Genomic DNA, 18,978 nt, shown 5'->3' on the forward strand with positions numbered 1-18,978 from the left:
CCCGCGAGCAGCGGAGGCGGGGCGCTGTTGCGCCGGAGCGGGGGCTGTGTGGTCCCGCACCAGCGCACTGCCGGTTCATCTGGGGGGAGGTCAGAACCGGTAGTTGGCGGTGAGCCTCGCGTTGCGGCGATCGCCCGGCGTGGCCCAGCCGTTGTTGCGGCCGCGCTGGTAGTATTCCTTGTCGAAGACGTTGTTGACGTTCAGCCGCAGCTCGAGGTCCGGGCGGGGCGTCCAGGCCACCGTCACGCGGTGCACCATGTAGTCCTGGGCCTTCACCAGCGGGATCGTCGTCCGCGTGTTGGTCGAGCCCGCCACCAGGGCATGCTGGGTCAGGTAGTATTCGCCCTGGTAGGTTACGCCATAGCCCAGCTGGACGTTCAGGTCGGTCAGGTCGTAGGTCGTGAACAGGCTGAAGGCGTGGTCCGGCACGTTGGTGAGCGGGTCGCCCTTGGTGAAGTCCAGGCCCTGGGCCGCCAGGAACTTCGAAACGCCGCGTTTCACCTCGCTGTCGAGATAGGTGTAGTTCGCGAAGATCGACCATTCGTCGGTGATCCGCCCTGAGGCGCCCAGCGCCACGCCGTCGACGCGCGCCGAGCCGTCCAGCTGCTGGTCCGGCACGGTCGGGTCGCCCGAGGCCACTTTGTAGTTGGTGCGGTCGTTGCGGAAGATCGCCGCGGTCAGCGACAGCCGGCCCCACACGTCCCACTTGCCGCCGATCTCCAAGCTCTCGGCCTTCTCCGGGTCGACGGTGCAGCTGATCAGCGTGCACGCCCCCGAGCCGTTCACGGTCGCCTGGCTGGGGGTTTCGGCGTTGGCGTACGCCACATAGAGGCTGGCGTTCGGCGCCGGCTTGTAGACCACGCCCACCCGATAGGTGAGCAGGTGCTCGTTGTTGCGGAACTTCGGCCCCGGCGTGACCACGCCCAGCGAGGCGCCCGGCGTCGTATTGTAGGTGTCGGTCGAGTTGACGCCCTCGTTGTGCTCCCAGCGGACGCCGCCGTTGATCGACCATTGCTCGTTCAGCGCGATGTTGTCGAAGACGTAGACCGCCTGGTTCTTGCGGTGGCCGTCCTGGGCGCTGCTTTGGGTGAAGTTGATCGGCCCCGTGTACGTGTTCGCCGGGTTGGCGATGTTCATGGCCGGCAGGGCCACCGGCGCGCCGGTGGCGGTTCGGAACACGTTGCCGGTGTCGAGGTGGAAGTCCTCCTCGAAGAACGCCGCGCCCACCACCAGGGTGTGATGCGTGCCGCCCAGCTCGCCGTCCCAGGTCAGGTCGGTCTGGTTGTGCAGCAGGGTGTTCTTCGTGTCGCGCAGGTTCCCGCGCGGCCCGCTGGGCTGGTAGAAGCCCGGCGCCGGGTCGGTGGGCAGGCAGGCGGTGAAGCCCGTGATGTTGGTGGCCGTCGTCGACTGGCTCCACGCCGCCGGTTTCTGGCCGCCCGGCAGGCAGTAGGTCCCCTGCGGGGGATCCACGATCGTGAGCTGGGTCACGCGCTGGTAGCGCGACAGGTTCCGAAGTTTGAGGCCGCCGCCGAAGGCGTGGTCGATGATGCCGGTCAGGATGTCGACGTCCTGGTCCTGCTTATCGACGTTGGCGTAGCCGTAGTAATTGCCCTTATCGACGCCCGGCAGCGGCCGGCCGTTGTAGAACGGCACGCCGTACTGCGGGACGTTGCGGTCCTCCTGGTGGACGTACATGGCCGTGAACTGGGTGGGTCCGCTCAGGCCCACCGTGATCGACGGCGCGACGCCCCAGCGCTTGAACTCCTCCACGTCGCGGCCTGGCGCGTCGTTGCGGTGAACCATGGCGTTCAGTCGCACGGCGACGTTGTCGCCGACCCTGCGGTTGGCGTCGATCGCGCCGCGCCAGTAGTTCTCGGTCCCCACCGCGCCGGTCACGACGCCTGAGTTCCGCGCCGTCGGACGCTTCGAGACGATGTTGATCGTGCCGCCGACCGAGCCCGCGCCGGAATAGACGCCGTTCGAGCCGTTGGTGACCTCGATCTGCTCGATGTTGAACGGGTCGGTGCGGCTGTACTGGGCGCTGTCGCGCACGTTGTCGACGGTGATGTCGTTGTTCGCGGAATAGCCGCGCAGGTTGATCGAGTCGCCGAAGCCGCCTCCGCCCTCGCCCGCCCCGAAGGTGATGCCGGGGACGGTCGAGAGGATGTCGCGCAGCGAGAGCAGGTTCTGCGCCTCGATTGTCCCCCGGCCGACGACGGTAACCGTCTGCGGGTTGTTCAGGGCGTCGGTGGTGACCTTCGGATTGTTCTGCTTGGTGATGGCCCCCTGGACGTCGACGCCGTCGACGGTCCCAGCCTGGTCGGCGTCGGCCGTGGCGATCGCTCCGTCGGCCGCGGCGCCGTCCGCGGCGTGCGCGGCGCCCCCCAACGACAGGCCTGCCAGACCTGCGATCGCGTACGCCGCCGCGCGCTTCTTCTTAGCGGCGACGCCGCTCGTAACTCTGGCCATGGCCCCCGGAACCCCTCGGAGTATTGCGACTGATAATGCGAGGCGTTCTTAGTTCTGAGACACAGGCTGCGCAATGAGAATTGTTCGCAAGTTTGTCGAAGCGACGTTCGCGATCGTTCGCGCTGACCCTGGCGTCGCGGCGCGCTAGCATCAGCGGGGATCACGACGCGAGGCGACGATGCAAATTCCGTGGCAGGGCTGGGCATTGCTCTCGGCGGCCTTCGCCGCGCTAACGGCTCTGTTCGCAAAGGTGGGCGTCGAGGACCTAGACCCCAGCTATGCCACTCTCATCCGCACCTTGGTGATCCTCGTGATGGTGGGCGGCATCTGGGTCGCCTCCGGGGCGCCGGCGGTCAACCCGTTCCAATCGGGCAAGGTGATCGGCGCGCTGATCCTCTCCGGCGCAGCCACGGGCCTATCCTGGCTCTGCTACTTTCGGGCGCTGAAGCTCGGTGAGGCCAGCCGGGTGGCGCCGCTCGACAAGTTGTCGGTGGTCTTCGTGGCCGTGTTTGCGGCCATCTTCCTGGGCGAGCGGCTCGACCTGAGAGGTTGGGCGGGCGTGGCCCTCATCGCGTCGGGCGCCATCCTGATCGCGCTCCGACGATAGATCGAAGCGGAGATCCGCTGAAACCGAAACCCCGCCCGCCACGTACCTCCGATATTCGGCGAAAGGCCAAGCTTGCGGCGCGAGGGCGGGAAGATGTTCAGCGGCGGCGGTGTGGTCAGCCTTCGAATGGCGGCCGGCATGAACCAGGGTCGGGCTCGGCCGCAACCCTTGTCCCGGGCGGCCGTTGACTGTCGTGCAATCGGTGAAGAGCAGCCTGCAGCCCCTGCGATGAACGACGTCCTCAAGCCCTATTTCCTCCTGGCCTGCGTGGCCTTTTTCGCGGGCTTCGTGGGATATCTTGCGCTAGGTCGAGCCTTGACCGCGCCAGCCTATGCAGCGGACGACGGACAGGCCCGGATCTCGGCTCCTGCCCCAGCTCAGCCCCTGGCGCGCTTCCGCTCGACCTAGAACGCGGCCGGCGCCGAGGGCGCGGGAGGGAGCTTCGCCAAACGCGGTCGGCGCGGCCCTCGTCTGCAGTTTCCCGCGCCCTCAGCCCCGGCCGTGACAACGGATGGCCTTCTTCCGTTCGATCAGAAGACTAAGACAGCTGGCGTCATTTCGTGTAACGTCGTTTTGCAAGCCGAGCCCTGGGATGCGCCTGGCGGCAAACCCCCCGTCGTCCACGTTCGTCGGCTGAGGCCTGCACGCTGCTGGAGGTCCTGCGCCGTCACAACGGCGAATGGACACCGGAGACGAGGCCGGACGGCCGCCCCCGGTCGTCCGGCTGGCCCGTTCGGGCTTCGACACGTCCAAAACGAAGGCGGCCCCGGCGGCCATCGAAGGCGCCAGGGCCGCACACCCGTCGCTCGCTGTCCGAAGGGGGAAGCGGACGCCAGCGCGATCGAGGCTGAGATAGGATCGATTTCGCCCGTTACAAGAGGCGGCTAGGAAGGGCCGAGCTTGCCCAGCGCAAGGATCGCGGCCGCTTCTTCCAACTTGGGCCGATCCTGTAGAAAGGCGGCCTCCGAGGCGCGGTAGCGGTTCGAGACCGCATCGATGTTGCGCGTCATCAGGGCCTGCTCGGCCGCCAGGGTCGCGCAGCCCTCGTAGCCGACCGCCGAGGGCGCTGTCGTCGGGCGCGCGCCGGGCGTCGGCGTGGTCACCGGCGGCGGCGGAGGCGCGGGGACGCTGACGGGCGATCCCGGCGTGGGCGACGGGGGGCCGCATAGGGCAAGCGCGGCGGTGACGGCCGCCTGCTGCTCCGCCGTCGCAGTATTGAACGCGGCCAGACCGTCGACCAGGCTCTTGCGTGCCGCCTCGGCGTCGCCGCGCGCCGCCGTGGCGCGCGGCAGGTCACCGCGGCGCGCGGCCTCCAGCGCCCGCACCGCCTGCTCGCGCACGCGTTTCTCCGCCTTGTCGATGGCGGAGATGTCGGATGGAGCCTTGGCGTTGAACGCCTTGGCCGCCGCCAGGGCCGCGTCTATCGCCTGGGCGCTCTCAGGGAGGACTGCGGTCGTCGGGGTCACGGGCGCGACCGGTGCGACGGGCGCCGCAGCCGGTGGCGGGGCGACGGGCGCCTGCGTCACCGTGTCGGCGCGCTTCTCGCCGGAGCAGGCCGACAGGGCCAGCGTCGCCGCGAGCGTGAATCCCAGGCCTCCGGCGCCCTTGATCCTGCGCATGACTCCGGCTCCCTCTCGCAACGACGTCAACTGATTGCGGGAACCTGGGTCGGCGCGCAAGGCGTCGTCGCGTTCAGGAATAGACGCGCAGGGCGAAGCCGTGCGCCAGGGCGTGCTCGGCCGGGGCCCTGTCGTCGGCCGACAGGTGGGGGCCCAGTTCGATGATCCCCGCCTTCTGGAACGCCGGCTCGCCCCAGCCCTGTTCGGCCAGCCCGGCCGTCGCCACCGCCAACGCCTGGTCATGTGAAGCGGCCCGTGCGAACAGCAGGACGCGCCGGCGCTCACCGGTGGGGTAGCGCGTCGTCGGCCCCGCGGCCGCGGTGCCCAGGATGAGGTAAAGCTCCTCAGTGCCCTCGCTCATCTCGCCCGCCTCCCCGCCAGCGCGAAGGGGGCCAGCGCCGCTGCCACTCCACCGGTGTTCGAGACCAGATCCTTCCACTGGAACGTCCCCGACACCCAGCCCACGATCTGCAGGGCCTCGAACCCCGCGCCCACAGTCAGATAGGCCCCGCCGATCAACCACGGCTTCACCCGCGGCAGCGAGGCGATGGTCAACACGGTCAGCAGATAGCCATAGGCGATATGCTCGATGACGTCGGGGGCGGGCACATGGCGTCGTGCGTCGTGGTGCGGATCCAGCGCGCCGGCGAGGGCGACGCCGAGCACCAGCAGCAGGGCGAGCCGGCCGCCCCAGGTGATCACGGTCTGCATGGCGTGCTCTTAGGCGAGAGCGGGGGACGAACGCCAGTCCCACCCCGCATGGGCGCGGCGGCCGGCCAAGCGCCGATGGAGCCGGGGCGGCCGGCGCGCTAGCGTCGAGCCGATGGCCGCGCTTCACCTCCCCCTCCTGCGGACGGACCGCCTGGTCCTTGAGCCCTTCTCGCGGGCCCATTCGCCGGGCATGTTCGCGCTGTGGTCGCAGGAGCCGGTCTGCCGCTATTCCGGGCCGGCCCGCGACCTCCAGGGCGAGCCGATCCCGCTGCCTGCCGCGACGCCGGACGACAGCGACCGGATCCTCGACTTCTTCATCCACCGCGCCGCCCAGGGCCTGGGCTTCCGCTGGGCCGCGATCGCAGACGAAGGGTTTATCGGCGCCGTGGGCTTCAATCGCCTGACGCCGCGCGCCGAACTGGCCTGGCACTTCCACCCGGACCACTGGGGCCGCGGTTATGCTGGCGAGGCTGCCCGCGCCGCCCTGGACTGGCTGGCGGCCGAGGGGCCGCTGGGCGAAGTGGAAGCCTTCATCGACCCTGCGAACGCCGCCTCGATCCAGCTGGCCAAGCGGCTGGGGTTCGAGAAAGCCGCGGAGGTCGAGCGGTGGGTGCTGGCTTCCAAGCCGTGCGAATGACGTGCGCCGCCGCCGCCGTTGACTCCTCGCCTCCGCTCTGTATAACCGCGCCTCCTCGTCCCCGGGCCTGCCTCGGGGGCGCGAAAACGCTTTCAATCAAGAAGAAATACAAAGGCGCGAACGATGTACGCGGTGATCAAGACCGGCGGCAAGCAGTACCGGGTCCAGCCCGGCGATCTGCTGGTTGTCGAAAAGCTCGATGGCGAGGCCGGTGCGGCCGTCTCCTTCGGTGAAGTGCTCATGCTGGGCGATGGCGAAGCCGTCACCGTCGGCGCGCCCCTGGTGGACGGCGCCTCGGTCGCTGCGACGCTGATCGAGACCCGCAAGGGCGACAAGGTGAAGATCTTCAAGAAGATCCGCCGTCAGGGCTATCGCCGCACCCGCGGCCACCGCCAGAACGAAACGGTCCTGCGCGTCACCGGCATCACCGCCGGCGGCAAGGAAACCAAGTGGGACGGCACGGTGAGCCTGACCACCAAGGCCGAGCTCGACGCCCGCGCCCGTGGCCTGGACTTCGCGACGCTGAACGTGTCGAAGAAGGTCCTGAAGGCCGGCGCTGCGACGCCCGCCGCCGCCAAGCCCGCCGCGAAGGCCAAGGCCCCCAAGGTGACGGACACCGTCGTCGAGGAAGCCGCCGCCGCCGCCCAGGTGAACGCCCCGGTGGAAACCGAAGCCAAGAAACCGGCCGCCAAGAAGGCCGCCGCTCCGAAGGCCGAAGCCGGTGAAAAGAAAGCCGCGGCGCCGAAGAAGGCCGCCGCCAAGAAGGACGACGCCGCCGAGTAATCGGGCGGCGATCAGTTAAGGACAGGAGCGACTCATGGCTCACAAGAAATCTGGCGGTTCGTCGCGCAACGGTCGCGATTCCGACGGCCGGCGCCTTGGCGTGAAGAAGTTCGGCGGCGAAGCCATCAACGCCGGCTCGATCATCGTACGTCAGCGCGGCACGAAGTTCTGGCCGGGCGACGGCGTGGGCATGGGCAAGGACCATACCCTCTTCGCGCTCGTGACCGGCGCGGTGAAGTTCGTGACCAAGGCGAAGAACCGAACCTACGCCACGGTGGTCCCGGCAGAGAAGGTCATCGCAGCCGAATAGGCGGAACCTTCCTCTCTCCGGTTCCGCCTCACCAAATAAGGCGGACCGGACACAAGACGACCTTTCGCGGGGAGTCCGGTCAGCCGGGCTCCCCGCTGTCGTTTTCAGGGCTCCGCTAGAGGGCCGGGAGGTAAGTCAGATGTGTGCATTGAACGTGAGACCCGCGGTCGCCACCGAGCGGCTGCTGCTGCGTGGACCGGTCGCCGCCGACGTGGCTCCGATCACCGAACTCGCCAACGACCTGGGCGTGGCCGGGATGACGGCGACCATGCCGTACCCCTACCGACAGGCCGACGCCGAAGCGTTCATGGGCGGCGTGGCGCGCCTGAACGCCCACACCGAGGCGGTCTTCGCCGTGGAGCATCGCGAGTTCGGGGTCATCGGCATGCTGGGCTTCCACGAGATGGAGCCTGGCCGGCCCGAACTCGGCTACTGGTTCGGCCGCCCCTTCTGGGGCCGCGGCTACGCCACCGAGGCGGTCACTGGCGCCCTGCGCTGGGCCAAGGCGGACTGGCGCAAGAACGTGGTGTGGGCGGGTCACTTCGCCGACAACCGCGCCTCGGGCCAGGTCCTGTGCAAGGCGGGCTTCCTCTACACCGGCGACGTCGAGCCCCGGCCCAGCACCGGCCGCGGCGGCGCCCCAGTGCCCACCCGCATGATGGTCTGGCTCGCGTAAGGCTGGTAATCGCTCTCCCATGACCGCCGCCGCTTCCCGCCGATCCGCCGCTTCCGGCCATGCGCTGCCCGTCCAGGCGGCGATCGTGGTCGCGGGCGTCGTGGCGATGGTGGCGGCGGGACGGTTCTCGATCCCCATCGGGCCCGTGCCCATCACGCTGCAGACCTATGCGTTGTTCGTGCTGGCGGGACTGTTCGGCGGCCGGCTGGGCCTTGGCATCGTCCTGGCCTGGCTGGGCTGCGCGGCGTTCGGCCTGCCGGTGCTGGCCGGCGGCGCGGCCGGCTGGAAGGCCATCGTCGGCCACACTGCCGGTTTCCTGGCCGGCATGGCCGCCGCCGCATATGTCTGCGGGCGCGGCGCCGAGAAGGCCAAGGGCTGGATCGCGCTGACGGCGCTGTTCGTCGCCGGCCACGCCATCGTGCTCGCCGTCGGTTGGGCGGGGCTGGCCAGTTTCATGAGCCCCGGCCCCGCGTTCGAGACCGGCGTCCTTCCCCTCCTGCCCGGCGCGGCCGCCAAGTCGCTCGCCGCCGCGCTCACCGTCCGTCTGGTTTCCCGATGAAGTTTCTCGATCAGGTCAAGGTCTATGTCCGCAGCGGCAACGGAGGCGGCGGCGCCGTCTCGTTCCGGCGCGAGAAGTACATCGAATACGGCGGCCCCGACGGCGGCGACGGCGGCCGAGGGGGCGACGTCTGGATCGAAGCGGTGGAGGGGCTGAACACCCTGATCGACTACCGCTACCAGCAGCACTTCCGGGCGGGCACCGGCGTGCACGGCATGGGCCGCAACCGCCACGGCGCGGCGGGCGACGACGTCGTGCTGAAGGTTCCGGTGGGCACCGAGGTCCTCGACGAGGACAAGAACCTGATCGTCGACATGGACCACGCCGGCCAGCGGGTCTTGCTGGCCAAGGGCGGCAACGGGGGCTTTGGCAATACCCACTTCAAGGGCCCGGTGAACCAGGCTCCGCGCCACGCCAACCCCGGCCTGGAAGGCCAGGAATTGGCCATCTGGCTGCGCCTCAAGCTGATCGCGGACGTGGGGCTGGTCGGCCTGCCGAACGCCGGCAAAAGCACCTTCCTGGCCGCCGCCAGCGCCGCACGGCCCAAGATCGCGGACTACCCGTTCACGACCCTCGCTCCCAACCTGGGCATGGTCGACCTGTCGCTGGGCGAGCGGTTCATCCTCGCCGACATCCCCGGCCTGATCGAAGGCGCGCATGAGGGCGCCGGCATCGGCACCCGCTTCCTGGGCCACGTGGAGCGGACGGCGGTGCTGATCCACCTCGTGGACGGGACCCAGGAGGACGTGGCTGGGGCGTGGCGCACGGTGCGCCACGAACTCGAGGCTTACGGCGAGGGCCTGGAGGACAAGGCCGAGATCCTGGCGCTGAATAAGATCGACGCGCTCGACGAAGAGACGATCGCCGAGAAGGTGGCCGAGCTCGAGGCCGCCGCCGGCGTGAAGGTCCGGCGCGTCTCGGGCTTCGCCAAGCTGGGCGTGACCGAGCTGCTCCGGGAAGCCTACGCCCTGGTCCAGGAGCGCAAGGGCGAGATCGCCGCCGAGGAAGCCGAACCCGAGGAATGGCGGCCTTGAGCGAGCTCGGCGCCGCGCGGCGGGTTGTCGTCAAGGTCGGCTCCGCCTTGCTGGTGGGGCCGGACGGGGCGGCGCACGGCGCGTGGTTGGCCGACTTCGCCGCCGACGTGGCGCGCCTGCGGGCGCGAGGCCAGCAGGTGTTGGTGGTCTCCTCCGGCGCGGTGGCCCTGGGCCGCAAACGCCTGGGCCTGGGCAAGCGGGCGCTGACCCTCCCCGAAAAGCAGGCCGCCGCCGCCGCCGGCCAGTCGGCGTTGATGCGGGCGTGGGAAGAGGCGCTGGGACCGCTGGGCTTCAACTGCGCCCAGGTGCTTCTCACCCGCGACGACACCGAGACGCGTCGGCGCTGGCTGAACGCCCGGGCGACGGTCGAGACCCTGCTGGGCCTGGGCGTGATCCCCGTGGTCAACGAGAACGACACCGTCGTCACCGAGGAGATCCGCGTCGGCGACAACGACCGCCTCTCGGCCCGCGTCGCACAGCTCGTCGGCGCCGAAGCCCTGGTGCTGCTGTCGGACGTCGAGGGCCTCTACACCGCCGATCCGCGCCGCGACCCCTCGGCGACCTTGATCCCGCGCGTCCCGCGACTGACGCCCGAGATCGAGGCCATGGCGGGCGGCGCGAACGCCCAGGCCGGGGTCGGCACCGGCGGCATGGCGACCAAGTTGGAAGCGGCCCGCATCGCGAGCCAAGCCGGTTGCGCCACCATCATCACCCTGGGCACGCGCGCCGCCCCGCTGGCGGCCATCGAGGCTGGCGCGCCGGCGACAGTGATCGAACCCGCCACTACGCCTCGCGCCGCCTACAAGGCCTGGATCGGCGGCTCGCTGTCGCCGGCCGGCGCGCTGACGGTGGACGCCGGGGCCGTGGCGGCGGTGCTGAAGGGCAAGAGCCTGCTGGCCGCTGGCGTGCGCGCCGTGGACGGCCGGTTCGACAAGGGGGAGTGCGTGCGCGTGCTGGACCCCGACGGCCGGGAGATCGCCCGCGGTCTGGTGCGCTACGAGTCGGGCCACGCGGCGCGCATCTGCGGTTTGAAGTCGGAGGCGATCGAGCCGGCGCTGGGCTACACGTCCGGCCCGGTCATCCATGTGGACGACCTCGCGCTGGCGGCCCATGCCGCTATGTCAGGCTAGCGGCCCCGCGCCGGGCGGCGTAGGGGTAATTCTCAACCTGAGCAAATGGGGTCCGGCGTGGACGGCAGCTCGTCAGGCAGGGAGGCTGAACCCGTCCGCACCGGACGGCTGGAAGCGCTCGCGCCCGGCCAGGCGATCCCTTTCGCAGGTGACCGTGTCGCCTATGTGACGGCCGAGCTGGCCGCCGCCTTCCGCTCCGGCGACCGCCTGCTGGTGGTCCAGGATTCGGGCGACCTGCTGCACGTTTCCGCTCGTGAGCAAGAGGCCGCGCAAGCCGCCGTCGGTCGGGCTGTCGCCGCCTTCTCCCGAATGGGCGAGGTGGCCGACGACGCGGTCACCGCCTTCTTCGAAGGCTTCGCCGCCAAGCTCTCCGACAACGGTGTCTGGGCGAAGATCGCCGAGGCCAACGCCGCCGACGTGGAGGCCGCAAAGTCTCGTGGCCGCTCGACCACCCGCCTGATCGCGACGCCGGCCATGCGCGCCGACATGATCGCCGGCCTCCACGCCTGGCGCGACGCTGAGCCCCCACGCGGCCGGGTGCTGGAGACCGTGCGCCACGAGGGTTGGACGGTCGAGCAGGTGATGGCGCCGCTCGGCGTGGTGGGCTTTGTGTTCGAGGGCCGCCCCAACGTCTTCGCCGACGCCACCGGCGTGATCCGCGCGGGCAACACGGTCGTCTTCCGGATCGGCTCCGACGCCCTGGGCACGGCGCGAGCCATCGTCGCGCATGCGCTGAACCCTTCGCTGGCCGAGGCCGGCCTGCCCGAGGGGGCCGCGACCCTCGTCGACTCCGCCGCCCACGCCGCGGGCTGGGCCATGTTCGCCGACAGTCGCCTGGCGCTGGCCGTGGCGCGCGGTTCGGGGCCGGCGGTTTCGCAACTCGGCGCCATCGCCCGCCAGGCGGGCGTGCCGGTCAGCCTGCACGGCACGGGCGGCGCCTGGATGGTCGCCGACGCCACGGCCCAGTCCGACCGCTTCTTCGCGGCCGTCTACCACTCGCTGGACCGCAAGGTCTGCAACACCCTGAACGTCTGCTGCATCGAGCGCTCGGCGGCCGACCGCCTGTTGCCCGTATTCCTGGAGGCGCTGGAGCGGGCCGGCGAGCGGCGCAGGGGCTGCAAGCTGCATGTGGCGGAGGCCGACTTCGCCCGTCTGCCCGAACCCTGGCGCACGGCGCGCACGACGGTGATCCGCGCCGAAGGCCCGGTCGAGGAGGCCTTGGCCGAACCCATCGCCGACGCCAACCTGGGCCTTGAATGGGAATGGGAGGAGACCCCCGAGGTCAGCCTCAAGCTCGTCGACGACGTGGCCGAGGCGGTGACGCTCTTCAACGCCCATAGCCCGCGCTTCGCCGCCGCGCTGATCTCGCAGGACCCCGCGGCCCACGACCGCTTCTACGCCACCGTGGACGCGCCGTTCGTGGGCGACGGCTTCACCCGATGGGTCGACGGCCAGTACGCCTTGAACAAGCCCGAGTTGGGCCTGTCCAACTGGGAGAACGGCCGCCTGTTCGCCCGCGGCGGGGTGTTGGCCGGCGACGGCGTCTTCACCGTCCGCGCCCGCGTGCGCCAGACCGACACCCATCTCGATCGCGGGGGCGCGCCGACGCCGCCGCGCCAGAGCTGACCGAGCGGATGTGGTTCGCAGGCCCGGCGCGCCGCGCGCCTCTTGCCGGTCGCCCGCAGGCGCAACGCCTGGGCTTCCACCTCGAGCCCGGCATGAAGGTCGGCCTCTACGGCGGCTCGTTCAACCCAGCCCACGATGGCCATGCCCACGTCGCCGAGACGGCGCGGCGACGCCTGGGCCTGGACCGCGTCATCTGGCTGGTCTCGCCGCAGAACCCGCTGAAATCTCGCCACGAGACGGCCGACCTGGATGAGCGGATCGCCGGCGCCAAGGCGCTGGCCCAAGGGCCGGGCATGATCGTGGCGGCGGTCGAGAGCAAGCTGGGCTCGAACTACACCGTCGACACCATCCGGGCGCTCAAGGCGCGCTATCCCGGCGTGAAGTTCGTCTGGATCATGGGGGCCGACAGCTTAGCCAGCTTCCATCGCTGGAAGGGCTGGACCCAGATCATGCACGAGGTCCCGGTGGCCGTGGTCTCGCGCCCGTGGATCTCGCTGAAGAGCCGCTTCTCGCCCGCCGCCCAGAGGTTCGCACGCTTCCGGGTTCCGACCCATGCGGCCATCCGCCTGGCCGATTCGAAGACGCCGGCTTGGGCCTTCCTGTTCGGCCGCTTCAACTTCCAGTCCTCGACCGCGCTCCGAGCCCGCAAGAAGGGCTGAGGCGGTGCGTCAGGATGTGATCGCGTGGGCGCCTGACCAGGCCCCCGCGATGTGCTAGGGTCTCGCCAGCGAGGACAACAAAGGAGCTACCCCGCTGAACCGTGAATCTGCGCCGCGTGCGCATGAAGCCTCGGCCGACGCCGAAGTTTCGCTTACCGATCCGGGCTCGCTGGGTGCGATGGAGGACCTGATCCTCAGCCGCCTCGACGACGACAAGGCCCAGGACGTCGTCTTCATCGACCTCAAAGGCAAGAGCCCCGTCGCCGACGGGCTGATCGTGGCGTCCGGCCGTTCGCAGCGGCACGTGGGCGCCATGGCCGACCATCTGCTGCGCGCGCTGAAGGAAGCGGGCTACGGCAAGTGCCGGGTCGAAGGCATGCCCAGCGCCGACTGGGTGCTGATCGACGCCGGCGACGTGATCGTCCACCTGTTCCGCCCCGAGGTGCGCAGCTTCTACAATATCGAGAAGATCTGGTCGGTGGATTCCAACCACCGCGGCGTCGCGGCGAACTAGCCCGGCCTTTACAGCCGCGCCTGCGACCGCTACAGGCGCGGCGATGACCACTGTCATGACCATTACGATTACCCTGAAAACGACCCGCTCCGGCGGGGCGTCGACGGGTGCGTGCATGGCCTAGACCAGCGGCACGACCCGAAGAGCCCCGCCGACGCGCGGGGCAGCCTCTCACCAGAAGCCAGACCTCGCGCCTCCGCCCACTGGAGACGTTGAGACCATGCCTGCTTCCCTTCCCGCCCTTCCGCATGTCGCCATCGTCGGCGCCACCGGCGCCGTCGGCGTCGAGCTCGTGCGCTGCCTGGAGGAGCGGAACTTCCCGCTGGCCAGCCTGCGCCTGCTGGCCTCCCCCCGCTCGGCCGGCCGCAAGGTGCGCTTCCGCGGCCAGAGCCTGACCATCGAGGCGCTGGGCGACGACAGCTTCGAAGGCGTCGACCTCGCCCTGTTCTCGGCCGGCAGCGGCCTGTCGAAGGTCTACGGCCCCAAGGCGGTGGCGGCCGGGGCCGTCGTGGTCGACAACTCCTCAGCCTTCCGGATGGACCCCGACTGCCCGCTGGTGGTGCCCGAGGTGAACGCCGAGACCCTGGAAGGCCACAACGGCATCGTGGCCAACCCCAATTGTGTGGCGATCATCGCCGCCGTGCCGATCGCCCCGCTGGCCCGCGCCTTCGGCCTCCGGCGCGTGCAGATGGCCACCTACCAGGCCGCCTCCGGCGCCGGGGCGGCCGCGATGGAGGAGCTGCGCGCCTCCACCCAGGCCTGGCTCGCGGGCGCCGCGTTCACCCCACAGGTGCTGCCGCACCCCTACGCCTTCAACCTCTTCAGCCACAACGCCGACGTCGATCCCGTGAGCGGCTACAATGGCGAGGAGCTGAAGGTGATCGAGGAGTGCCGCCGCATCCTGGCGGCGCCCGAACTACCCATCGGCGTCACCTGCATCCGCGTGCCGGTGCTCCGCGCCCACGCCATTGCGCTTTCACTCGAGTTCGACCGCCCGATCGACCCGGACCTGGCGCGAGAGGTGCTGGCGGCCGCCCCCGGCATCCGGGTGATTGATGACCGCGCGAGCAATCACTTCCCGATGCCGTCCGAGGCGGAAGGGCAGGGAGATGTGCTGGTGGGCCGCGTCCGCCGCGACCTGGGCGATCCTTCGGGCCGCTCGCTGGCCTTGTTCGTGGCCGGCGACCAGCTGCTGAAGGGCGCCGCGCTCAACGCCGTGCAGATCGCCGAACGCCTGTTGCCGGCGCCGGCGGCGCAATCGCGGTCAAGCGAGCTCGTCTCGGCGTCCTGAGGGTAGGGGTCTCGCCGGACTGGACTTGTCCCGGTTCGGCGGGCCACCCTTTGACCTGAGGAGAACGCACCATGTCCGAGACCATCAGCCTCGACCTGCTGGACCAGACGGCGGGCGAGATCGTCGAGGCGCTGGCCGCCCGCCAGGTCAGCGCCCTCGAGCTCACCGAGGCCGCCATCGCCCGCATCCTGGAGCGCGACGGTCCGATCAACGCCGTGGTGGTGCGCGACTTCGACCGGGCGCGTGTCGCCGCCCGGTCGGCGGATGCGGCGCTGGCGCGCGGCGAGCGCCGGCCGCTGCTCGGCCTGCCGATGACGGTCAAGGAAAGCAATGAGGTCGAAGGCCTTCCATCCACTTGGGGCAGCCCCGCGTTCAGTGGCTGGATCGCCGAGAAGGACGCGGTCGCGGTGGCCCGGCTGAAGGCGGCTGGGGCGATCATCCTGGGGAAGACGAACGTCCCGCCGTTCCTCGCCGACTGGCAGAGCACAAATGCCGTCTACGGCCGCACCAAGAACCCTTGGGACCTGGGTTGCTCGCCGGGCGGCTCGTCGGGCGGCAGCGCCGCGGCGCTGGCGGCCGGCATGACGCCGTTGGAGTTCGGCTCCGACATCGGCGGCTCGATCCGGGTTCCGGCCGCCTTCTGCGGGGTCTACGGCCACAAGCCCAGCTACGGCCTGATCCCGACGCGGGGCCATTCCCCGCCCGGCCTGGACGGCGGCCCCATCGCGCTGGCCGTCGTCGGACCCTTGGCCCGCTGCGCCGCCGATCTGGACCTGGCGCTCGGCGTCACCGCCGGCCCCGAGCCTGAAGAGGCGGTGGGCTACTCGCTGAACCTGCGACCGCCGCGCCACGCCGAGCTCGCGGACCATCGCGTGCTCGTCGTCGACCAGAATCCGCTCGCCGCCACCGACGACGAGATCCGCGAGGCTCTCGCTGGGCTGGCCCGGCGGCTGGACGACCTCGGCGCCCGCGTCGACCGGTCCAGCGACCTGCTGCCGGACCTCGGCGCCCAGCACGCGGTCTTCGGGGCGCTGGTGGGCGCGGCCATGTCGCGCGGCTCACCCGGCGGCACGACCATGAACGCCCACGAGTGGATGAACATGCTGGACGCCCAGGTGGCGTTCCGCCGACGCTGGCGGGCGCTTTTCGAGGCCTATGACGTGGTGCTGATGCCGACCTTCGGCGTCGTGGCGTTCGAGCACGTGGACGAGCCCGACGGGGCCAAGCGCTTCCTCACCGTCAACGGGCAGCCGACACCCTACTTCAACCAGATCGCCTGGCCCGGGGTGGCGTTGCTGCCCAACCTGCCGGCGACCGCGGTCCCGATCGGCTTCACCCGCGGTGGCCTGCCGATCGGCGCGCAGATCGTCGGTCCCTACCTGGAGGATCGCACGACCATCGCCTTCGCCGGCCTGCTTGAGCGGGAGTTCGGCGGCTTCAAGGCGCCGCCGAGCCTGACCTGACCCCGTGAAGATCACTGTCGTCACCGTCGGGCGGCTCTCCCGTTCGCCTGAGACCGATCTCGTGAAACTGTACGTCGACCGGGCGACCGCGGCCGGCCGATCGCTAGGGCTGGGTCCAGTCGAGATCGTGGAGGTGGAGAGCCGGAAGCCCGGCAAGGCCGCCGAGGCCGAGGCGCTGCGGCCGCATCTGGCGGACAGCCACGTCATCGCCTGCGACGAGCGCGGCAAGGCCCGGGCGTCGCGCGCCTTCGCCGAGGAGATCGGCCAGCTCCGCGACCGCGGCGTGCGCCGCCTGGTCTTCCTGATCGGCGGCGCCGACGGCCTGGATCCCGAGCTGGTGAAGTCTGTCCAGGGGACGCTGGCGTTCGGACCCCAGACCTGGCCGCACGCCCTGGCGCGGGCCATGCTCGCCGAACAGATCTACCGGGCTGTCTCCATTCTGGCCGGATCACCGTATCATCGGGACTGATGCGGCGGATTTTCCTCTTCGGCCCCCTCGTGGCCCTGACCCTCGGCGCGGCGGCCTTCGCGGCCAACTCGGACCGGCTCGAGCGGCTCAACGCCACCGAGACCGAGCTCTCGGTGGATCAAGGCGCGAACATGCACCGTCTCTCGCGCCTGCTCTCGGTCCTCGAGCAACTGCGTCGGGACCCGCCGCCGGCGCTGCTGGTGTCGCCCGACGACGCCAAGGACGCCGTGCGCGCCGCGATCCTCGTCAAGGCGATCACACCCGACCTGGCCGGGCGGGCTCAGGGCTATGCACAGGGCGCTACCGAGGTGATGCGCCAGCGCAGGCTGGCGGCCGTGCAAAGCGAGGCGTTGTTCGAGCGTGACAGCCTCGCCGCCGACGCCCTGCCGGCCCCGGACACCTCCGCTGGCCTGCGGCTTAGGGGCGCAGTGAGCGCCGATCCGACCGACCTGACCCCGCCCGTCCGTCTTATCTACCCGGCGGAAGGATCGGTCGTCCGGCGGTTCGGGGATCCGCTGGCGGGGGGCGGCCGTTCGAACGGCCTCACCCTAGCGGCTCCGAAAGGGGCGCGTGCGGTGAGCCCCGCGGCGGGCCTTGTCCAGTACGTGGGCCCAGTGAAGGGCTGGGACGTCATCGTGATATTAAGACTAGCCGGGGGATATCATCTCGTGCTTGCTGGTCTGGAGAGAACGTCGGTTCAGGTCGGACAATCCGTCACGGAGGGTCAACCGGTCGGATGGGCTAACGGTGGTCGCCAAGCGATCTCCGAGCTCTATCTGGAGGTCCGTGAGCAGGGTTCGCCCGTCGATCCGGCCAGGTGGCTGGTGAAAGGACCGGGGTCGAACAAGAAAGCGGGCTGATACGGCCTCAAAACCGTCGTCTCAGCTTGCTCCATAAGAAGGACGGCATCCGTCCAAGGGAGTCTGAGCCTGGCTATGAAGAAGTATCTCCTGATCGGCGCATCGGCGTTCGTCCTCGGCGCAGGCTCCATGGCCTATGTGAGCCAGCAGGCGAACGCGACGGCGCAGCCGCGGGCGAAGACCTACCGGATGCTGGGCCTGTTCGGCGACGTGCTGAACACAGTGGAGAACCAGTACGTCACCGAGGTCGACGATACGAAGCTGATCCAGGCCGCGATCGACGGCATGCTGACCTCGCTCGATCCGCACTCCGGCTACCTCGATCCCGAATCCTTCGACGACATGCGCGACCAGACACGCGGCGAATACGGCGGCCTCGGCATCGAGGTCACCAGCGAGGACGGCGTGGTCAAGGTCATCTCGCCGATGGACGGCACCCCGGCGTTCAAGGCCGGCGTGAAGGCTGGCGACTACATCACCGCCGTGAATGGCGAGAGCGTTCTGGGCCTGACGGTCACCGAGGCCGTGAAGCAGATGCGCGGCCGCCCGGGCGAGACGGTCACCCTGACCATCGCTCGCGAGAAGTCCGACCCGTTCGACGTGAAGTTGGTCCGCGAGATCATCAAGCCGAAGTCGGCCACCGCCCGGCTGGACGGCGACAACATCATCCTGCGCATCGGCAGCTTCAACGAGAAGACCACCGACGAGGCCGAGCAGGCCTTCGCCGAGATGCGCGCCAAGAATCCCAAGGCCAAGGGCCTGATCCTCGACCTGCGCAACAACCCGGGCGGCCTGCTCGATCAGGCCGTGGGCGTCTCGGACCTGTTCCTGGAGGGCGGCGAGATCGTCAGCCAGCGCGGCCGCGATCCGCGCGACGTCGAGCGCTACAACGCCCGCAGCGGCGATATCACCAACGGCATGCCGATGGTGGTGCTGATCAACTCGGGCTCGGCGTCGGCCGCCGAGATCGTCGCGGGGGCCCTGCAGGACCGCAAGCGCGCCGAACTCGTCGGCACCACCAGCTTCGGCAAGGGCTCGGTGCAGACCGTGATCCCGCTGCGGGGCGGCATCGACGGGGCGCTGAAGCTGACCACGGCGCGCTACTACACGCCGTCAGGCCGTTCGATCCAGAAGACGGGCATCGAGCCCGACCTCGAGGTCGCGCTGACCCGCGAGGAAGCCCAGATCATCGCGAACCGCAGCTACCAGTTCTCGGAAGCCAGCTTCAAGAACGCGCTCAACGCCGACGAGGGCAAGGTTCGCAAGGGCGCCCACGAGCCGGCCGAGGCGCCGCCCGAAAGTTTCGACGAGAAGAAGGACTTCCAGATCGCCCGCGCCGAGGACGTGCTGAAGTTCGGCTCGGTCGCGGCCACGCCGAAACTGCCCAAGCCCACCGCCCGCCTGGCCGAGATCGTCTCGAAGGCCAAGGTGGCCGAGGTGAAGCCGCCGCAGACGACCCAGAAGTAGCGCTAGCGGCGCGAAGTCGACGGGAGAGGGCGGTCCGCCAGGGCCGCCCTTTTTGCGTTTCATCACCCCGGGCGGCGGGATGACGCATCGGCTG

21 protein-coding genes are annotated in these 18,978 nt (G+C 70.0%); 17 read left to right on the forward strand and 4 right to left on the reverse strand.

Annotation, left to right across the window (positions count from 1 at the left end):
• Nucleotides 1-90 precede the first annotated feature (90 nt).
• The gene (locus ACODSY_RS04135; protein ID WP_488950386.1) at nucleotides 91-2,469 is read right to left on the reverse strand and encodes a TonB-dependent receptor; all 2,379 of its coding nucleotides are present in this window, start codon (nucleotides 2,467-2,469) and stop codon (nucleotides 91-93) included.
• Nucleotides 2,470-2,647: 178 nt separating this feature from the next.
• On the opposite strand from ACODSY_RS04135, the gene ACODSY_RS04140 reads away from it, so the two are divergent.
• On the forward strand, nucleotides 2,648-3,076 hold the full coding sequence (locus tag ACODSY_RS04140) for an EamA family transporter (protein WP_488950387.1): 429 nt from the start codon (nucleotides 2,648-2,650) through the stop codon (nucleotides 3,074-3,076).
• A gap of 228 nt (nucleotides 3,077-3,304) precedes the next feature.
• Nucleotides 3,305-3,484, forward strand: a complete 180-nt coding sequence (locus ACODSY_RS04145) for a hypothetical protein (RefSeq protein WP_488950388.1) — start codon at nucleotides 3,305-3,307, stop codon at nucleotides 3,482-3,484.
• 476 nt (nucleotides 3,485-3,960) lie between these two features.
• On the opposite strand, the gene ACODSY_RS04150 is transcribed toward ACODSY_RS04145, so the two are convergent.
• From ACODSY_RS04150 to ACODSY_RS04160, 3 genes are all read right to left on the reverse strand, one after another.
• Entirely contained in the window at nucleotides 3,961-4,695 is a 735-nt protein-coding gene (locus tag ACODSY_RS04150; protein ID WP_488950389.1) for a hypothetical protein, read from the reverse strand.
• Nucleotides 4,696-4,768: 73 nt separating this feature from the next.
• Nucleotides 4,769-5,056: a hypothetical protein gene (locus tag ACODSY_RS04155; protein ID WP_488950390.1), complete on the reverse strand. Its 288-nt coding sequence runs from the start codon at nucleotides 5,054-5,056 to the stop codon at nucleotides 4,769-4,771.
• Complete coding sequence (locus ACODSY_RS04160) at nucleotides 5,053-5,406, reverse strand: hypothetical protein (protein ID WP_488950391.1); 354 nt, start codon at nucleotides 5,404-5,406, stop codon at nucleotides 5,053-5,055. The genes ACODSY_RS04155 and ACODSY_RS04160 overlap by 4 nt, the downstream gene beginning before the upstream one ends.
• Nucleotides 5,407-5,518: 112 nt before the next feature.
• Here ACODSY_RS04160 and ACODSY_RS04165 point away from each other — a divergent pair, with 112 nt between their 5' ends.
• From ACODSY_RS04165 to ACODSY_RS04235, 15 genes are all read left to right on the forward strand, one after another.
• Entirely contained in the window at nucleotides 5,519-6,043 is a 525-nt protein-coding gene (locus tag ACODSY_RS04165; protein ID WP_488950392.1) for a GNAT family N-acetyltransferase, read from the forward strand.
• A 123-nt stretch (nucleotides 6,044-6,166) separates the two neighbouring features.
• Complete coding sequence (gene rplU, locus ACODSY_RS04170; RefSeq protein ID WP_488950393.1) at nucleotides 6,167-6,826, forward strand: 50S ribosomal protein L21; 660 nt, start codon at nucleotides 6,167-6,169, stop codon at nucleotides 6,824-6,826.
• A 34-nt stretch (nucleotides 6,827-6,860) separates the two neighbouring features.
• Nucleotides 6,861-7,136: a 50S ribosomal protein L27 gene (rpmA, locus tag ACODSY_RS04175; protein ID WP_488950394.1), complete on the forward strand. Its 276-nt coding sequence runs from the start codon at nucleotides 6,861-6,863 to the stop codon at nucleotides 7,134-7,136.
• 139 nt (nucleotides 7,137-7,275) lie between these two features.
• Nucleotides 7,276-7,812: a GNAT family N-acetyltransferase gene (locus ACODSY_RS04180; RefSeq protein ID WP_488950395.1), complete on the forward strand. Its 537-nt coding sequence runs from the start codon at nucleotides 7,276-7,278 to the stop codon at nucleotides 7,810-7,812.
• A 19-nt stretch (nucleotides 7,813-7,831) separates the two neighbouring features.
• Nucleotides 7,832-8,371 (forward strand): biotin transporter BioY, encoded by a 540-nt coding sequence (locus tag ACODSY_RS04185; RefSeq protein WP_488950396.1) that lies wholly within the window; start codon nucleotides 7,832-7,834, stop codon nucleotides 8,369-8,371.
• A complete protein-coding gene (gene obgE / locus ACODSY_RS04190) occupies nucleotides 8,368-9,405 on the forward strand; it encodes a GTPase ObgE (RefSeq protein WP_488950397.1) in 1,038 nt (345 codons plus the stop codon). Before ACODSY_RS04185 ends, obgE begins: the two co-directional genes overlap by 4 nt.
• Nucleotides 9,393-10,535 (forward strand): glutamate 5-kinase, encoded by a 1,143-nt coding sequence (gene proB / locus ACODSY_RS04195; protein ID WP_488950398.1) that lies wholly within the window; start codon nucleotides 9,393-9,395, stop codon nucleotides 10,533-10,535. The genes obgE and proB overlap by 13 nt, the downstream gene beginning before the upstream one ends.
• Nucleotides 10,536-10,580: 45 nt before the next feature.
• The gene (locus ACODSY_RS04200) at nucleotides 10,581-12,161 is read left to right on the forward strand and encodes an aldehyde dehydrogenase family protein (protein WP_488950399.1); all 1,581 of its coding nucleotides are present in this window, start codon (nucleotides 10,581-10,583) and stop codon (nucleotides 12,159-12,161) included.
• Between the two features lie 8 nt (nucleotides 12,162-12,169).
• Nucleotides 12,170-12,820 carry a nicotinate-nucleotide adenylyltransferase gene (locus ACODSY_RS04205; RefSeq protein WP_488950400.1) on the forward strand — a complete coding sequence of 217 codons (651 nt, stop codon included), beginning with the start codon at nucleotides 12,170-12,172 and terminating at the stop codon, nucleotides 12,818-12,820.
• Nucleotides 12,821-12,914: 94 nt separating this feature from the next.
• A complete protein-coding gene (rsfS, locus tag ACODSY_RS04210) occupies nucleotides 12,915-13,334 on the forward strand; it encodes a ribosome silencing factor (protein WP_488950631.1) in 420 nt (139 codons plus the stop codon).
• Nucleotides 13,335-13,554: 220 nt separating this feature from the next.
• Nucleotides 13,555-14,625: an aspartate-semialdehyde dehydrogenase gene (locus ACODSY_RS04215; protein WP_488950401.1), complete on the forward strand. Its 1,071-nt coding sequence runs from the start codon at nucleotides 13,555-13,557 to the stop codon at nucleotides 14,623-14,625.
• A 71-nt stretch (nucleotides 14,626-14,696) separates the two neighbouring features.
• Nucleotides 14,697-16,088 (forward strand): amidase family protein, encoded by a 1,392-nt coding sequence (locus tag ACODSY_RS04220; protein ID WP_488950402.1) that lies wholly within the window; start codon nucleotides 14,697-14,699, stop codon nucleotides 16,086-16,088.
• A 4-nt stretch (nucleotides 16,089-16,092) separates the two neighbouring features.
• On the forward strand, nucleotides 16,093-16,557 hold the full coding sequence (gene rlmH / locus ACODSY_RS04225; RefSeq protein ID WP_488950403.1) for a 23S rRNA (pseudouridine(1915)-N(3))-methyltransferase RlmH: 465 nt from the start codon (nucleotides 16,093-16,095) through the stop codon (nucleotides 16,555-16,557).
• A complete protein-coding gene (locus ACODSY_RS04230) occupies nucleotides 16,557-17,417 on the forward strand; it encodes a murein hydrolase activator EnvC family protein (RefSeq protein ID WP_488950404.1) in 861 nt (286 codons plus the stop codon). Before rlmH ends, ACODSY_RS04230 begins: the two co-directional genes overlap by 1 nt.
• Nucleotides 17,418-17,492: 75 nt before the next feature.
• Nucleotides 17,493-18,884, forward strand: a complete 1,392-nt coding sequence (locus tag ACODSY_RS04235) for a S41 family peptidase (RefSeq protein ID WP_488950405.1) — start codon at nucleotides 17,493-17,495, stop codon at nucleotides 18,882-18,884.
• The last annotated feature ends 94 nt before the right edge of the window (nucleotides 18,885-18,978 follow it).

This window comes from Phenylobacterium sp. FG114 (genome assembly GCF_057809855.1).

What these genes read in the sequence shown, in the direction of transcription:
- rpmA (WP_488950394.1), top strand. Translation starts at nt 6,861, where the DNA reads ATGGCTCACAAGAAATCTGGCGGTTCGTCGCGCAACGGTCGCGATTCC.
- ACODSY_RS04135 (WP_488950386.1), bottom strand. Translation starts at nt 2,469, where the DNA reads ATGGCCAGAGTTACGAGCGGCGTCGCCGCTAAGAAGAAGCGCGCGGCG.
- ACODSY_RS04180 (WP_488950395.1), top strand. Translation starts at nt 7,276, where the DNA reads ATGTGTGCATTGAACGTGAGACCCGCGGTCGCCACCGAGCGGCTGCTG.
- ACODSY_RS04150 (WP_488950389.1), bottom strand. Translation starts at nt 4,695, where the DNA reads ATGCGCAGGATCAAGGGCGCCGGAGGCCTGGGATTCACGCTCGCGGCG.
- ACODSY_RS04160 (WP_488950391.1), bottom strand. Translation starts at nt 5,406, where the DNA reads ATGCAGACCGTGATCACCTGGGGCGGCCGGCTCGCCCTGCTGCTGGTG.
- ACODSY_RS04235 (WP_488950405.1), top strand. Translation starts at nt 17,493, where the DNA reads ATGAAGAAGTATCTCCTGATCGGCGCATCGGCGTTCGTCCTCGGCGCA.
- ACODSY_RS04145 (WP_488950388.1), top strand. Translation starts at nt 3,305, where the DNA reads ATGAACGACGTCCTCAAGCCCTATTTCCTCCTGGCCTGCGTGGCCTTT.
- obgE (WP_488950397.1), top strand. Translation starts at nt 8,368, where the DNA reads ATGAAGTTTCTCGATCAGGTCAAGGTCTATGTCCGCAGCGGCAACGGA.
- ACODSY_RS04165 (WP_488950392.1), top strand. Translation starts at nt 5,519, where the DNA reads ATGGCCGCGCTTCACCTCCCCCTCCTGCGGACGGACCGCCTGGTCCTT.
- ACODSY_RS04215 (WP_488950401.1), top strand. Translation starts at nt 13,555, where the DNA reads ATGCCTGCTTCCCTTCCCGCCCTTCCGCATGTCGCCATCGTCGGCGCC.
- ACODSY_RS04140 (WP_488950387.1), top strand. Translation starts at nt 2,648, where the DNA reads ATGCAAATTCCGTGGCAGGGCTGGGCATTGCTCTCGGCGGCCTTCGCC.
- ACODSY_RS04155 (WP_488950390.1), bottom strand. Translation starts at nt 5,056, where the DNA reads ATGAGCGAGGGCACTGAGGAGCTTTACCTCATCCTGGGCACCGCGGCC.
- ACODSY_RS04220 (WP_488950402.1), top strand. Translation starts at nt 14,697, where the DNA reads ATGTCCGAGACCATCAGCCTCGACCTGCTGGACCAGACGGCGGGCGAG.
- proB (WP_488950398.1), top strand. Translation starts at nt 9,393, where the DNA reads ATGGCGGCCTTGAGCGAGCTCGGCGCCGCGCGGCGGGTTGTCGTCAAG.
- ACODSY_RS04200 (WP_488950399.1), top strand. Translation starts at nt 10,581, where the DNA reads ATGGGGTCCGGCGTGGACGGCAGCTCGTCAGGCAGGGAGGCTGAACCC.
- rplU (WP_488950393.1), top strand. Translation starts at nt 6,167, where the DNA reads ATGTACGCGGTGATCAAGACCGGCGGCAAGCAGTACCGGGTCCAGCCC.
- ACODSY_RS04230 (WP_488950404.1), top strand. Translation starts at nt 16,557, where the DNA reads ATGCGGCGGATTTTCCTCTTCGGCCCCCTCGTGGCCCTGACCCTCGGC.
- ACODSY_RS04185 (WP_488950396.1), top strand. Translation starts at nt 7,832, where the DNA reads ATGACCGCCGCCGCTTCCCGCCGATCCGCCGCTTCCGGCCATGCGCTG.
- ACODSY_RS04205 (WP_488950400.1), top strand. Translation starts at nt 12,170, where the DNA reads ATGTGGTTCGCAGGCCCGGCGCGCCGCGCGCCTCTTGCCGGTCGCCCG.